Here is a 13,710-nt window from a genome sequence, read left to right as displayed (position 1 = left end):
GCTGAACTTCAGCCTGGTGCGCCCGGGCTGACCGGCGCCCGGCGGACGAGCCCCCGCACCTGCGAGCTGCACAGCACGAGCGCGGTGGCGCCGACGACCAGGGCCGCGCCGCCCAGCAGCGTTGCCGACCGGCCGGCGTGTTCGGCCAGCGGGCCCACGCTGATCTGGCCGAGCGGCATCGCGATGCACGAGCCGAGCATGTCGTAGGAGTAGACGCGGGCGAGCTTGTCCGGCGGGATGTTCTCCTGCAGGGACACGTCCCAGGCGACGGAGAACTGTTCGATCGCGATGCCGGAGAGGAACATCGCGGCCAGCAGCGGCAGCAGGTACGGCGTCTGGCCGAGGACGAGCATCGGCAGCGCGTCGACCAGGACCAGCGCGACGCCGACGAACAGCATCCGCCGCGGTTGCCAGTGGGCGGCGAGGATGCCGCCGAGCAGCGACCCGGCGGTCTGCACGGCCAGCGCGAAGCCCCAGCCGGTGCGGCCGAAGGTGTCGTCGGCGACGAGCGGGCCGATCACCAGCAGCGCGCCCGCGGTCACGGCGTTGACGATCATGAACTGCAGCACCACCAGCCACACCCACGCCCGGGCGCGGAACTCCCGCCAGCCTTCGGCCAGCTCGGCGAGCGGACGGCTGCCGGGCACGCGTTCACCGCGCGGCAGCCGGATCCGCCGGTACGCCAGCGCGGCGGCGAGGAAAAGCAGGGAGTTCCCGGCGAGCGCCCACCCGGAACCGGCGAAGGCGACGAGCACGCCGGCCAGCCCGGCCCCGGCGATGCGGCCGGTGTTGGAGAGCAGCCGGACCAGGGCGTTCGCCTGGGTGAGCAGGGTGGCCGGCACGGTCAACGGCGTGAGCGACGCGGCCGCGGGCAGGGAGATGGCCGAGACGGCCCCGTTGACGAGCCCGAGCCCGGCCAGCAACGGGATGGAGGCGAATCCACAGAGGACACTCGCGGCGATGGCGGCCTGCGTGAGCGCGGCGGCGGTTTCGGTGCCCTGCAGGATGACGGACCGCGGAAGCCGGTCGGCCAGCAGGCCGCCGAAGAGCAGCAGGAGAACGTTCGCGATCGACCGGGCCCCGACGACGATCCCGAGGTCGACGGCCGACCCGGTGAGATCGACCACGGCGAAGGCCAGGGCGAAGGGGGCGATGGCGTTCCCGAAGTCGGCCAGGCTCCGGCCGGTGACGAGGGCACGGAACCGGGCTTCCCGCAGCGGGGCGAGCAGCGGACTGGTCACGACAGCGGCTCCGAGGGGGCGGGCACGCGGGTTCGGCGTGGGGCGCTCACGACAGCGGCTCCGAGGAGGCGGGCACGCGGGTTCGACACGGGGCGCTCACGACAGCGGCTCCGTGCTCTCCAGCTCGAACAGCGCCACGCTCGCGCTGACCCGGACCGTCCCCGGAGATCGAGGGGGCCGGGCCGCCGCGTGCAGTTCCTCGCTCAGTGCCGTCGCCTTCTCCAGGAGGCGGGCCCACAACTCCGGGTCCACCCACAGCTCCGCGTCCGTCAGGGACGCCGGTCGCTTCGCCGCCCGGTCGGCAGAGCGCCTCAGCAGCTCGTTCGCGATCGCCTTCGTCAGGAGCTTCTCCTCGCCCGGCGAGCGGGTCGTCAAACGCTTGCCCGAGTCCGGCTGGTGGCGGTAGCGCTTGGCGCGGCCGCCGCGGATGTGGACCTCCTCCGCCACCTCCAGCAGGCCCGCGTCGTGCAGCCGGCGGACGTGGTAGCTGACGTTCGCCTGCGTCTCGCCGAGTTCGCGGGCCGCCTCCGCCGCGCTCAGTGCCGTGCCCGTCAGCAGCGACAGGATGCGCAGGCGCAGCGGGTGGGCCAGCACCCGGAGGTGGTCGTGGGGCATGTCCCCAGTCAACCACGACTGTCAAACACTTATTTGGGGGTTGGTCAGAACGAGAACCGAGCGCCGTCCGGAGGCAGGGAAGCGCCGGCGGCCAGCACCGCCGCGTGTTCGGGGGACGCGGGGTCCAGCACCGGGTTCGTGTTGTTCAGGTGGGTGAACGCCCACGGCCGCCCGGCCACCCGGGGCAGGCTCGCCGTGATCGGCAGGTGGCCCATCGCGAGCTGGTCCGGCCCGCCCACCCCGGCCATCTCGTCCGGCGCGTAGAACGTCCCGTCGAGCAACACCAAAGACGCGTCCGCCACGAACTCGTCGAACCCGGCGGGCCAGCTCCGCAGGCACGGTGCGTACACCAGCACCCCGCCCGTCACCGGGTCCGTGATCCGGTAGGCGACCACCCAGGTGCCGCCGGAAGGAGCGGCGTACTTCGGCCGCTTGTCGCTCACCGGCAGCGTCTCGACCCGCAGGCCCGGGATGTCCACAACCGACGACCAGGTCCAGTTGCCGTAACTGTCCACGAGGGAGAACAAGGGCGACCGCGCGGCCGGCGGCACCCACACCGGCAGCCCACCCGACTCGCGCAGCATCAGCAAGCCCAGGGAATGGTCGAGTTCGGCGTCCGTCAGCAGCACCCCGCGCAGCGGGATCTCCCGCGGCCCCGGCCCGGCCCGCAGCTCCGGCGTCCCGAGGAGCTGCGCCCGGATGTCCGGCGAACAGTTCAGCAGGTACCAGCCGGCGCCGTCCGCGCTGATCGCCACGCAGTCCTGCGTGCGTGGCGGCAACCCCGAAACGCAGAGCCGGCACGCGCAGTTCCACTGTGGACACCCGCCGCCGGCCGCGGTGCCGAGGATGATCACCTTCACCGGCGCATGACCAGGTCGGGAACCCCGGGCCGGGACAGGACCAGGTCGACCACGCCACGCTGGGGCGACCGCGAGCACACCGGGTCCGTCGCCGCCGCGTCGCCGGTGAGCAGGAACGCCTGGCAGCGGCAGCCACCGAAGTCGACGCCCCGGCGGTCGCACGTGCGGCACGGCTCGCTCATCCACTCCTCGCCGCGGTAGGCGTTGAACGACGACGAGCGGTACCAGATCTCGGCCAGCGGCGTGTCCCGCACCGACGACAGCGAGAGCGTCGAGATCGCCGACGCCGCCGGGCAGGGCAGCACCGTGCCGTCCGGCGCCACCGTCAGCTGCCGCGCACCCCAGCCGTACATGCACGGCTTCGGGTACGGCTCGTGGTAGTCGGCTACGACGTAGACGATCTCCATCGTGCCCCGCAGGCGATCGACGGCCGCGCGCACCACCGGCTCGGCGGCCGCCAGCTGGGCAGCCGTCGGCATCAGCGCGTCCCGGTTGCGCAACGCCCAGCCGTAGTACTGCGTGTTCGCCAGCTCCAGCCGGTCCGCGCCCATCCGCTCGGCCAGCTCGATGATCCCGGCCAGCTGGTCGTGGTTCTGCCGGTGCAGCACCACGTTCAGCGACAGCGGCAGCCCGGCCGCCTTCACCAGGGAAGCCGCGGCCAGCTTCCGGTCGAAAGCCTTCGCCCCCGCCAGCCGATCGGACCGCTCCCGGGTGGCGCCCTGCGCCGACAGCTGGACGTGCGCCAGCCCGCGCGCAACGAGGTCGTCGAGCCGCGAAGACGTCAGGCCGAGCCCCGACGTGACCAGGTTGACGTAGCAGCCGAGCCCGTGCGCGTGGGCGACCAGCGCGGGCAGGTCCGGCCGGAGCAACGGCTCACCGCCCGACAGGTGCACCTGCAGGACGCCGAGTTCCCGCGCCTGCGGAAACACCGACAGCCAGTCCTCAGTGGACATCTCACGGGCACGGGCCGTCAGCTCGACCGGGTTCGAGCAATAAGGACAGTGCAGCGGACACCGGTGGGTCAGCTCGGCCAGCAGGCCCAGCGGCGGGCTCACGTCCATGCCACGACCCGCCGTTCGCCCAGCCGGGTCAGCACGGACAGGACGTCCTGCGCGACGACACCGGAGTAACGCCCGGAAAGCGCCGTCGTGATCTCGCTGACGGACCGGGCACCGTCGCAGAGCTCGAGGACCGCGGCCGCCGTGGCGTTCGGCACCAGGACGCCCTCGGGGAACAGCAGCACGTGCGTCTCCCGGACGTGGTCGAAGGACAGCCGCACACCCCGGCGCAGCTGCGGAACCGAATCGGCGGTGATCACGCGGCCGCCCGCTCGATCGCGTCGAGCATCGACCACAGGACGTCGCACTTGAACGACAACGCGGCGATCGCGCGGTCCTGCTGTTCGCGCGTGACGCAGTGGCGGACCACGATGTCGAGCGTGTCCTTGCCCTCGCCGGAAACCTTGTCGATGCGGTTGGTGAAGTACGCGAGGTCGTCGGGAGAAATCCACGCGTAGTGCGCGAGCATGTCCGCCACCCGCTGCTGCATCAGGTGCCCGGCGAACATCTCGGTCAGCCCCGACGCGACGGCCTCCCACCACGGCTTCGTTCGCGCGAAGGTGACGTAGGCGTCCACCGCGAACCGGACGCCGGGAGCGACGTGCCGTTCGTCCAGGACTTCGTCGCGGTCCAGGCCGACGGCCGTGCAGAGCCGCAGCCAGCGGTCGATCCCGCCGGTGCCGGCGCTCACGCCGTCGTGGTAGACGATCCGGTCGAGCCACTGGCGGCGGATCTCCGGCACCGGGCAGTTGCTGATGATCGCCGCGTCCTTCTGGGGCAGCACGCACTGGTAGTACCAGCGGTTCGCCGCCCAGATCCGCAGCGCGCGCTCGTCGAGCTCGCCCGCGTGCAGCCGGCGGTGGAACGGGTGCGTTCCCCAGTACCGGCCGGAAAGACCGCGCAGCGCGTCGATGAATGCGCTTTCCGGGAGTGGCTCGACCGGCATCGGTCAGTCCGCCATGCGGGCCGCGTAGGCGGTGACCTCCATCGGGGTTTCGTACTCGACGAAGTCCGGGGTCGTCCACTCCTCGGTCATGCCCTGCTCCTCTCTCCGGGGGTGATCGTCGTCACCCTAGGAGCGTCCGGAGCGGACTGACCAGCCAGTTCGGAAAGATTCCTTCCGATGGGGGAGCCGGTGAGCGGGCTACCGCACCGCGGCTTCGAGCTCGACGAGGGCCGTGTCGAGGTGGGTCAGGATCCGCTGCAGGTGCGGGACGCTGCGGCGGCAGCCGGTGATGCCGAAGTCGAGGTGGTCGCCGTTGCTCGTCAGGGTGATGTTCACGGCCTGGCCGTCGAGCAGCACCGACGCCGGGTAGATGCCGTCGAGCTGGGCGCCGTTCCAGTACATCTGCTTGCGCGGGCCGGGCACGTTCGAGATCACCAGGTTGAACGGCGGCCGCGTGTTCTTGACGACGCCCGGGATCGGCGAGACGCCGAGCTGCGCGACGTTCACCGCCGAGAGCAGCAGCGTCTGCAGCGGCGTCAGCTCCGAGAACAGCCGCTTGCCGTTGCGCATCGACTGGTGGATCGTGACGAGCCGCTTGCCCGCGTCCGGCAGGTCGGTGGCCAGGTTGCAGAGCAGCGCGCCGATGTTGTTGCCCGCGGCCTCGCCCGGGTCGTTCTGCCGGCGCAGCGACACCGGCACCATCGCGATCAGCGGCGCGTCCGGCAGCGCGCGCTGCTCGATGAGGTAGTCCCGCAGCGCGCCCGAACACATCGCGAGCACGACGTCGTTGCGCGACACCCCGGCCGCGGTCGCCACCTGCCGGACCCGGTCCAGCGACCACTTCTGCGCCGCGAACCGCCGCGCGCCGCCGATCGGCACGTTGAGCATCGTCTTCGGCGCCTGTCCCGGCAGCGTCAGAGTGTGCTCGCCGAACGCCTCGCGCGCGACCTTCATCGCGGCCGGCGCCAGGCTCGCGAGCTGGTTGGCGGTTTTCCGTGCCGTTCCGAGCACCGAGCGCGGGCGCTTCTCACGCTCGCCGCCGGGCTTGCGCCGGCTGCCCCACCACGGCGGGCAGTCCATGTCCGCGGGGTCGTCCGAGAGCGTGCCCTGCAGCTGGCGCAGCGCCGAGACGCCGTCCATCAGCGCGTGGTGGACCTTCGTGTAGACGGCGAACCGGCCGTCGTCGAGCCCCTCGATGAGGTGGGTCTCCCACAGCGGGCGGTGCCGGTCGAGCAGGGTGCTGTGCCACCGGCCGGTCAGCTCCAGCAGCTCGCGGACGCGGCCCGGCCGCGGCAGCGCCGAGTGCCGGAAGTGGTAGTCGAGCTCGAGCTCGGCGTCGTTGGCCCAAGCCACGTGCCCCATCGTGTTGACCGGCCGGGCCGGGCGGCGCCGGAAGACCGAGCGCATGTTGTCCGATTCGAGGAGGCTCTTGCGGATGTCACGCAGGTACTCGTCGCCCGCGCCATCGGGTTTCCGGAACAGCTGCAGACCGCCCACGTGCATCGGATGCTCGCGCGTTTCGACGAGGAGGAACATCGAATCGGTCACGGGCATCATCGCCATGGGACATCACCTCTCGAGCTCGGCACGCCGACTCTACGCGCTCGGCGGCCGCCGGTGGATCACGTTCTACATTGGCGAGTATGACCGGCCGCGGCACAGGGGAAACGTCGTTGCCACCGATGGCCGAGTGCGTCGTGATCGGCGGTGGCGTGATCGGCGTCAGCTGCGCGTTCCGGCTCGCCGAAGCCGGCGTGGACGTGCTGCTCCTCGAGCGCGGTGAGCTGGGCGGCGGCTCGACGGCGAAGGCCGCGGGCGGCATCCGGTCGTCGTTCACCAGCCGGGTCAACGTCGAGCTCGGCCTGCGCGGGCTGGCCGCGTACAGCGCTTTCCGGAGCGACTTCGGCACCGAGATCGACTTCCGCCGCGACGGCTACCTCTACCTCGTCACCGACCCCGCCGACGTCTCCGCGTTCGAGCGCTGCGCCGAGCTCCAGCGCGAGCACGGCGTCCGCAGCCACCTGCTCGACCCGGCGGAGGCGAAGAAGGTGCTCCCGCCGGTGGAGACCGACGGTGTCGTGGCCGCCCTCTGGTCGCCGGACGACGCCAAGGCGACGCCGGACGCGGTCGTCCAGGGGTACGCGAAGGCGGCCCGCGCGCGCGGCGCGAAGCTGCGGACCGGCGTCGAGGTCACCGGGATCGAGCGCGACGGCGACGCGCTGACCGGCGTCGTCACGACGGCGGGAGTGGTCCGGACCGGCGCGGTGGTCTGCGCGGCCGGCGCGTGGTCGGGCCGGATCGGCGAGCTGGCCGGGGTGGACCTGCCGGTGCGCCCGTACCGGCGGCAGGTCGTGTTCACCGGGCCGGTGCCCGGGCTGCCGGAAGCGGTTCCGCTCACCATCGAGATGCCGTCGGCCTTCTACTTCCACCGCGAGGGGCCCGGCCTGGCGATGTCGTTCTCCGACGGCGACGGCGTCCCGGGCTTCGACACGCGGTACGAACCGGGCGAGTGGCTGCCGCGGCTGGCCGAGCTCGCGGGCCGCCGGCTTCCCACCGTGCTCGACGCCGGCATCCGGACGGCCTGGGCCGGGCTGTACGAAACGACGCCGGACCGCAACCAGATCATCGGGGAAAGCGTCCTGCTGTCGCGGTTCTTCTACGCGACCGGCTTCTCGGGCCACGGCTTCCAGATGGGCCCGGCCACCGGCGAGCTGATCCGGGACCTCTACCTGCGGCGACGGCCCGCGGTGGACATCGCCGGGCTCGACGTCCGCCGGTTCGCCGCGGGCTCGGCGGGTGCCGAGCACAACATCGTCTAGGGGCAGATTGCCAGATCGTTGAACGATCTGGCAGTATCCGAACCGTGGCTGTGAGTGGTGCTCGGGAGCTGGTGGACGCGCTGGAAGCGCTCGGAACGGAGATCGTCTTCGGCCTTCCGGGGGTGCACAACCTGCCACTGTGGGAAGCGCTCGGTGAAACCCGCATCAAGCTCGTCGGCGTCCGCCACGAACAGACCGCCGGATACGCCGCCGACGGCTACGCCCGCGCCACCGGCAAGCTCGGCGTCGCGCTGGTCACCACCGGTCCGGGCGCGGCGAACACGCTCGGCGCGGTCGGGGAGGCCATGGCGTCCGCGGCCCCGGTGCTGGTCATCGCCACCGACATCCCCTCGGCGCTGCGGCGGCCCGGCGTCGTCCGCGGCGTGCTGCACGAGACGTCCGACCAGCAGGCGATGTTCGCGCCGGTGACCAAGGGCGGCTTCACCGTGCGGGCCCCCGACCAGATCGGCACCACCGTGCACCGCGCCGCCCGGCTCGCGCAGCTGCCGCAGAGCGGCCCGGTCTACCTCGGCGTGCCCACCGACTACCTGCGCGAACAGGTGCCGCACCGGCGGCCGCCCGCCCCGCACCGCAAGCCCGACGTCGACGTCCCCGACCTCGCGCGGGCCGAGGCGATGCTGTCCGACGCACGGCACCCGCTGATCTGGGCCGGCGGCGGTGCGTTGCGATCGGGCGCGGGTGAGGCGATCGGTGCCCTCGCCGAGAAGCTCGCCGCGCCGGTGATCACCACGTTCGCCGCCCGCGGGCTGCTCCCGCTCGACCACCCGTGCCTGGCGCCGAACCCGGTGCACACGCCGGAGGTCGGCGAGCTGTGGGACGAAGCCGACGTCGTGCTGGCCATCGGCACCGACTTCGACGGCCTGATGACGCAGAACTGGCGGATGCCCAAGCCGCCCCAGCTGATCGCGGTCAACGTCGACGCCGACGACGCCGCCAAGAACTACCGCCCCGACCTGACGCTGGTCGGGGACGCGCGCTCGATCGTCGAGCGGCTGCTGCCGAAGCAGCGGGACGGGCTCGACGACATGACGCTGCGGCTGGCCGGGATCGGCCGCCGGGTGCGCCAGCGCATCCGCGACGAGGAACCGCAGGCCTACGACTTCCTGTCCACTTTGGACGAGGTGCTGCCGACGGACGCGGTGCTGGTCTCGGACATGTGCGTGGCCGGCTACTGGGTCGGCGGCTTCCACCGGGTGCGGGCGCCGCGCAAGCTCGCCTACCCGATGGGCTGGGGCACCCTCGGCTACGGCTTCCCGGCGTCGCTCGGCGCGGCCGCGGCCGGCACCGGGCGCGCCATCTGCATCACCGGCGACGGCGGGTTCCTCTACGGCTGCGGCGACCTGGCCACGCTCGCGCAGGAGCAGCTGCCGGTCACCGTCGTCCTGGTCGACGACGGCGGGTACGGCATGCTCCGCTACGACCAGGACCGCGAGGGCCTGCCGCACCGCGGGGTCGACTGGGACAGCCCGGACTTCGTCGGCCTGGCCCGGTCGTTCGGGGTGCACGCCGACCGCGTCTCCGGCTTCGGGCGGGCGTTCCGGCGGCTGCTCGGCGAGTTCGTCGAGTCGGACGAGCCGAACGTGCTGGTCGTGAAGGCCAAGCTCAAGCCGCCGCTGAACACCTCGCCGCGGTGGTACCGGACATGAGGATCGGCGTCGACATCGGCGGCACGTTCACCGACCTCTGCGCGGTCGACGAGACCGGCATCGTCGCGGTCGGCAAGGTCCTGACTACGCACGACGAGCCGGCCCGGGCGGTCGAGGAGGGCCTGGCCGCGCTGCTGCCGGACCTCGGCGCCGTCGAGCAGGTCGTGCACGGGACGACGCTGGTGACGAACGCCCTGATCGAGCGCAAGGGCTCGCGGACCGCGCTGCTGGCCACCGCCGGGTTCCGGGACGTCCTGGAGATGCGCCGCGAGCACCGGTACGAGCTCTACGACCTGCACCTGGAACTGCCCGCGCCGCTCGTGCCCCGGCACCTGCGGTTCGACGTCCCGGAGCGGATCCTCGCCGGCGGGTCCGTCCATACCGGACTCGACGAGTCCTTGGTGGCACGGCTCGGCCGGGAGCTGGCGGCGCGCGGTATCGAGGCCGTCGCCGTCTGCTTCCTGCACGCCTTCACGAACCCGGCGCACGAACGCCGGACCGCGGAGATCCTGGCCGAGGTGGCGCCCTCGCTGCGGGTGGCGCTGTCGTCCGACGTCGTCCCCGAGATCCGCGAGTTCGAGCGGGCGTCGACCACGGTCGCCAACGTCTACGTCCGGGACCTCACCGAGCGGTACCTGCGCGACCTCGAACAGCGGCTGCACCGGCTGGGGATCACCCGCGCGCCGCACATCATGCTGTCCAACGGCGGACTGGCCACTGTGGACACCGCCGCCCGGCACCCGATCCGGATCCTCGAGTCCGGCCCGGCGGGCGGGGCACTCGCGGCCGCGGCGATCGGGCCGGCCGACCTGCTGGCCTTCGACATGGGCGGCACCACGGCCAAGCTGTGCTTGATCGCCGGCGGCACGCCGCTGGTGACGCACCAGTTCGAAGTGGACCGCAAGTACCGGCTGCTGCCCGGCTCCGGGCTGCCGGTGCGGGTGCCGGTCACGGACATGATCGAGATCGGCGTCGGCGGCGGCTCGATCGCCCGCATCGACGCGCTGGGCCTGCTCACCGTTGGCCCCGACTCGGCGGGCTCCGAGCCCGGCCCGGTCTGCTACGGCCGCGGCGGCACCGAGCCCACGGTCACCGACGCCGACCTCGTGCTCGGCTACCTCGACCCGGGCTACTTCCTCGGTGGCGGCATGCGCCTGGACGCCGAGGCCGCGAGAGCGGTGCTCCGAAGGAAGATCGCCGATCCGCTCGGGGTGAGCGTCGAAGAGGCCGCCTGGGGCATCCACACGAGCGTCAACGAAGACATGGCCAACGCGGCGCGGGTGCACGCCGTCGAGCGCGGGCACGATCCGGCGAAGCTGCCGATGTACACCTTCGGCGGGGCCGGGCCGGTGCACGGCGTCGGCGTCGCGCGGGCCCTCGGCGCGCCTTCGGTCGTCGCGCCACCGGCCGCCGGGGTGCTCAGCGCGGCGGGGTTCCTGACCGCGCCGCTGGCGTTCGACTTCGTGCGGTCGGCCCGCGCCGCCGTCCACGACCTGACGTGGGACCAGGCCGACGCGCTGTTCGCCGAGATGGAAGCCGAGGGCGCGGCGCTGCTCGCCAAGTCCGGAGTGGACGAGGTGACGCACCGGCGCGTCGCCGAGATGCGGTACGCCGGGCAGGGGTACGAGATCCGCGTCCCGGTCCACGACGGTCCCTGGCCCGGGACCCTGATCGACGAGTTCACCCGCACCTACCGCGCGCTCTACCGGCGCACCGGGCCCGAGGTCGGCGTCGAGGTGCTGAACTGGCGGGTCGTGTCGAGCGGTCCGAAACCGGCCGTGAAATTGCGGCTGACCTCGGCTTCCTCCGGTGAGGCGCGCAAGGGCACTCGTCAGGCGTACTTCCCGTCGGCGGGTGGATTTGTCGACACGGCCGTGTTCGACCGGTACCGGCTCGAACCCGGCACGCGGGTCGGCGGACCGGCCATCGTGGAGGAACGCGAGTCCACTGTGGTCGTCCCGCCCGGCGCGTCCTGCGTCGTCCGGGACGACGGCGCCCTGGAGGTGACGGTGTGAGCGTCGACCCCATCGTCGTCGGGCTGTTCGGCCACCGGCTGCACTCGATCCTCGCCGAGCAGCAGAACGCGCTGGTCAACACGGCCTTCTCCGCGGTCGTGCGCGAGTCGCTCGACCTGGCCTGCGCGGTGTTCGACTCGCGCGGGGAGATGATCGGCCAGTCCGTCGGCGGCACGCCGGGGCACATCAACGCGATGGCGACCGGCATGCACCACTTCGTCGCGGCGTACCCGCCGGAGACCCTCGAACCCGGGGACGTGCTGCTCACCAACGACCCGTGGCAGACCGCGGGCCAGATCAACGACATCACGGTGGCGACGCCGGTGTTCCGGGGCGGCCGGCTGGTCGCGTGGTTCGCCTCCTGCTGCCACGCGCCGGACATCGGCGGGCGGCTGGTGTCCGCCGAGGCCCACGAGGTCTTCGAAGAAGGCCTCCGGTTGCCGATCCTGAAGTTCCTCCGCGCGGGCGAGGTCAACACCGACCTCGAACGGCTGATCCGGGCCAACGTCCGGACGCCGGAGGAGACCATCGGCGACCTGTACGCGCAGGTCACCGGCAACGAGGTCGGGGCGGCGAGCCTGCTGCGGCTGCTGGCCGAGCTCGGCCTCGACAGCCTGGACGAGGTCGCCGCCGAGATCATGGATCGCTCGGAGCGGGCGTTGCGCGACGCGCTGCGGGAACTGCCCGACGGCACGTACACCAACGAGGTCGTCACCGACGGCTTCGACGACGAAGAGATCGTCCTGCGCGTCACGGCCACTGTGGACGGCGACGAGATCCACCTCGACTTCGCGGGCTCTTCCCCGCAGAGCCGACGCGGGATCAACGTCGTCCTGAACTACACGCGGGCGTACGCGTCGTTCGCGGTCAAGGCGGCGATCGCGCCCGAGGTGCCGCACAACGCCGGGTCGTTCCGGCCGGTGCACGTCACCGCGCCCGCAGGCTCGGTGCTGAACTGCCGACCGCCGGCCCCGGTCGCGTCCCGGCACCTGATCGGGCACTTCCTGCCGTCGCTGCTGATCGGCGCGCTGCCCGGCCCGGCACTCGCGCCGAGCGCGGACGCGCTGTGGATGACCATCTGGCGCGGGCCCGGGTTCATGCTGAACGTCTTCCAGACCGGCGGGATGGGCGCGCGGGCGGACAAGGACGGCCTGTCCACCACCGGCTTCCCGAGCGGCCTGCGCTCGACACCCACCGAAGTCATCGAGACCATGGCGCCGCTGGTCCAGCACGCGCGCGAGCTGCGCGTGGACTCCGGCGGGGCCGGCCGGTTCCGCGGCGGACTCGGACAGGTGACCACGATGGGCGCACTCGGCGTGACTTCCTGGAGCGTCAACGGGAACGTCGACCGGGTGCGGGCCGCGGCGTCCGGGGTGGCCGGCGGGGAACCCGGCGCGCCCGGTCGCTTCGGCCTGCACGGTGGTCGGGACCTGCCCGCGAAGAGCCGGGTGCCGCTGGCGGCAGAGTCCGTTGTGGACGTCACGCTGCCCGGCGGTGGCGGGTACGGGCGGCCGGCCGAGCGGCCGGCGGCGGCGGTGCTCGCCGACGTCGTCGAGGGGTACGTCTCGGTGGCGGCGGCGCGGGCGGTGTACGGCGTCGAGGTGCGCTACCTCGGGGACCCGGACGCGCTGGTCCGGCTGCCCGGGGACTACGTGGTGGACGAAGAGCAGACAGCACGACTGAGAGCAGGGCAGTGAGCATGGGTCGGTTGGCCGGCAAGGTCGCGGTGATCTTCGGTGGCGCGCGGGGCATCGGCCTCGCCACGGTGAAGGAGTTCCTCGCCGAGGGGGCGACGGTCTTCGCGTCCGACATCCGCGAGCCCGCGGAAGCACTCGACGGCTACCGTCATTCCATAGTGGACGCCACCGACGAGGCCGCGGTGGCGGCGTTCGTCGACGGCGTGCTCGCCGAGGCCGGCCGCATCGACGTGTTGTTCAACAACGTCGGCATCCACCTCGGGAAGTCCCTTGTGGATACGAGCCTCGCCGAATTCGACCACATCTTCGCGCTCAACGTGCGGGCCGCCTTCCTCGGCACCCGCGCCGTGCTGCCGCACATGATCGAGCAGAAGGCCGGCAGCATCATCACGACGTCGTCGAACGGCGGCGTGATGGGCCGCCCCGGTGACCCGGTGTACAACGCCACCAAACACGCGCTGGTCGGGCTGACCAAGTCGATCGCCGTCGCGCACGCGCACCAGGGCATCCGGGCCAACACGGTCAACCCGGGCGCGATCGACACCGACATGCTGCGCAGCACGCTCAACTCGCCGGAGGAGTTCGAGACCAAGCAGCACCAGCTGGTCGCGAGCACACCCGCGGCCCGCGTCGGCGAGGCGTGGGAGGTCGCGAAGGCTGTGGTGTTCCTAGCCAGCGACGAGTCCCGGTTCGTCAACGGCGTCGTGCTGCCGATCGACGGCGCCAAGGCCGCGGGGGCGCTGCCGGGCAACCGGTACAGCCTCGATTTCGACCTCGGCGTCCGGTAGTGCC

The 13,710-nt window shown here is 72.3% G+C and carries 13 protein-coding genes; 5 read left to right on the top strand and 8 right to left on the bottom strand.

Going from position 1 to position 13,710, the window contains the following annotated elements:
- Positions 1–8: 8 nt before the first annotated feature.
- The 8 genes from ACWEF6_RS15540 to ACWEF6_RS15505 form a co-directional block, all read right to left on the bottom strand.
- Positions 9–1,241, bottom strand: a complete 1,233-nt coding sequence (locus ACWEF6_RS15540) for an MFS transporter (RefSeq protein WP_449683531.1) — start codon at positions 1,239–1,241, stop codon at positions 9–11.
- 96 nt (positions 1,242–1,337) lie between these two features.
- The gene (locus ACWEF6_RS15535) at positions 1,338–1,856 is read right to left on the bottom strand and encodes an ArsR/SmtB family transcription factor (RefSeq protein WP_449683530.1); all 519 of its coding nucleotides are present in this window, start codon (positions 1,854–1,856) and stop codon (positions 1,338–1,340) included.
- A 44-nt stretch (positions 1,857–1,900) separates the two neighbouring features.
- Positions 1,901–2,716, bottom strand: a complete 816-nt coding sequence (pqqB, locus tag ACWEF6_RS15530) for a pyrroloquinoline quinone biosynthesis protein PqqB (protein WP_449683529.1) — start codon at positions 2,714–2,716, stop codon at positions 1,901–1,903.
- Positions 2,713–3,777: a pyrroloquinoline quinone biosynthesis protein PqqE gene (gene pqqE / locus ACWEF6_RS15525; RefSeq protein ID WP_449683528.1), complete on the bottom strand. Its 1,065-nt coding sequence runs from the start codon at positions 3,775–3,777 to the stop codon at positions 2,713–2,715. The genes pqqB and pqqE overlap by 4 nt, the downstream gene beginning before the upstream one ends.
- Positions 3,768–4,034, bottom strand: coding sequence for a pyrroloquinoline quinone biosynthesis peptide chaperone PqqD (gene pqqD / locus ACWEF6_RS15520; RefSeq protein WP_449678740.1), 267 nt, complete (start codon positions 4,032–4,034; stop codon positions 3,768–3,770). Before pqqD ends, pqqE begins: the two co-directional genes overlap by 10 nt.
- A complete protein-coding gene (pqqC, locus tag ACWEF6_RS15515; protein ID WP_449683527.1) occupies positions 4,031–4,720 on the bottom strand; it encodes a pyrroloquinoline-quinone synthase PqqC in 690 nt (229 codons plus the stop codon). The genes pqqD and pqqC overlap by 4 nt, the downstream gene beginning before the upstream one ends.
- Before the next feature lie 3 nt (positions 4,721–4,723).
- Entirely contained in the window at positions 4,724–4,810 is an 87-nt protein-coding gene (gene pqqA, locus ACWEF6_RS15510; protein WP_043776987.1) for a pyrroloquinoline quinone precursor peptide PqqA, read from the bottom strand.
- A 108-nt stretch (positions 4,811–4,918) separates the two neighbouring features.
- Positions 4,919–6,283 (bottom strand): WS/DGAT/MGAT family O-acyltransferase, encoded by a 1,365-nt coding sequence (locus tag ACWEF6_RS15505; RefSeq protein WP_449683526.1) that lies wholly within the window; start codon positions 6,281–6,283, stop codon positions 4,919–4,921.
- A gap of 80 nt (positions 6,284–6,363) precedes the next feature.
- Between ACWEF6_RS15505 and ACWEF6_RS15500 the strand changes: the two genes are divergently transcribed.
- The 5 genes from ACWEF6_RS15500 to ACWEF6_RS15480 all read left to right on the top strand — a co-directional run bounded on the left by ACWEF6_RS15500 (position 6,364) and on the right by ACWEF6_RS15480 (position 13,706).
- Entirely contained in the window at positions 6,364–7,539 is a 1,176-nt protein-coding gene (locus tag ACWEF6_RS15500) for an NAD(P)/FAD-dependent oxidoreductase (protein ID WP_449683525.1), read from the top strand.
- Positions 7,540–7,610: 71 nt separating this feature from the next.
- Positions 7,611–9,206 carry a thiamine pyrophosphate-binding protein gene (locus ACWEF6_RS15495; RefSeq protein ID WP_449683574.1) on the top strand — a complete coding sequence of 532 codons (1,596 nt, stop codon included), beginning with the start codon at positions 7,611–7,613 and terminating at the stop codon, positions 9,204–9,206.
- On the top strand, positions 9,203–11,221 hold the full coding sequence (locus tag ACWEF6_RS15490; RefSeq protein WP_449683524.1) for a hydantoinase/oxoprolinase family protein: 2,019 nt from the start codon (positions 9,203–9,205) through the stop codon (positions 11,219–11,221). The genes ACWEF6_RS15495 and ACWEF6_RS15490 overlap by 4 nt, the downstream gene beginning before the upstream one ends.
- Positions 11,218–12,918 carry a hydantoinase B/oxoprolinase family protein gene (locus ACWEF6_RS15485; protein ID WP_449683523.1) on the top strand — a complete coding sequence of 567 codons (1,701 nt, stop codon included), beginning with the start codon at positions 11,218–11,220 and terminating at the stop codon, positions 12,916–12,918. The genes ACWEF6_RS15490 and ACWEF6_RS15485 overlap by 4 nt, the downstream gene beginning before the upstream one ends.
- Positions 12,919–12,920: 2 nt before the next feature.
- Positions 12,921–13,706, top strand: a complete 786-nt coding sequence (locus ACWEF6_RS15480) for an SDR family NAD(P)-dependent oxidoreductase (protein WP_449683522.1) — start codon at positions 12,921–12,923, stop codon at positions 13,704–13,706.
- Positions 13,707–13,710 lie beyond the last annotated feature (4 nt).

The sequence above is a fragment of the Amycolatopsis sp. NPDC004772 genome (assembly GCF_053601215.1).
Note: the sequence above shows the minus strand (reverse complement) of the source record. Positions and strands in the feature narration are given on the sequence as shown.